Here is a 783-nt window from a genome sequence, read left to right as displayed (position 1 = left end):
CCACAATGGTGATGGTTTACTATCGGTTACAGCCAACGATGTAACCGGCGGTAATACTGGTGTGTATGCGCGCCATTTTGGGGATGGTGCGATTGATATTGCCGCCAGAGGGTCCGTGACATCTGGAGATGAAGAGGGTGATGATGGTATTTACGCTCTTCACGAAAGTGTTGGCACGATCACAATTACAGCCAACGACGTGAGTAGCGGTGATGATGGTATTTTCGCGCGCCATCTTGGTACTGGTGCAATTTCAATCACGTCTACAGGGTATGTAGATGTGATTGAAGATGGACTTGAAGCGTTGCACCGTGGAGAAGGTGATGCTTTTGTTACTGCTTCGGGGAAAGTGACGGCTGGTGCCGAAGGGTATGGGATACGCGCCCGCCACTACGGGAACGGTTCAATTTACATTAGCAACGCAGAGGACGTATCGGGCGGTATAGACGGCATATTGGCTATCCATGAGGACAAGGGTGCTTTATCAATCACGACTAATGGTTCCGTTACCGGTGGTGATGATGGTATTTTCGCGCGCCACAATGGTGTGGGAGCCCTTATTATTACGACGACAGATACGGTATTAGGCGGTGATGATGGTATTTATGCTTTCGCCGCGAACACCACCAACACATATGATGTTACAATCGCAGCCAACGCAGTATCGGGTGGCGATGATGGTATTATTGCAGCCCATGATGGTGTTGGCGAGATTTCGATTACGACTACGGGTGAAGTTACTGGTGGCGATGATGGTATTGATGTCCGTCATTATGGGAATGG

Annotated in this window: 1 protein-coding gene; it reads left to right on the top strand. The window is 49.6% G+C overall.

Annotated features, from left to right (window positions below):
- Window positions 1–783: hypothetical protein (locus ACR0DT_RS25100; RefSeq protein WP_480713353.1), on the top strand; the 783-nt coding region annotated here is incomplete at both ends.

It is taken from the genome of Ruegeria sp. BI11 (genome assembly GCF_056538005.1).
Note: the sequence above shows the minus strand (reverse complement) of the source record. Positions and strands in the feature narration are given on the sequence as shown.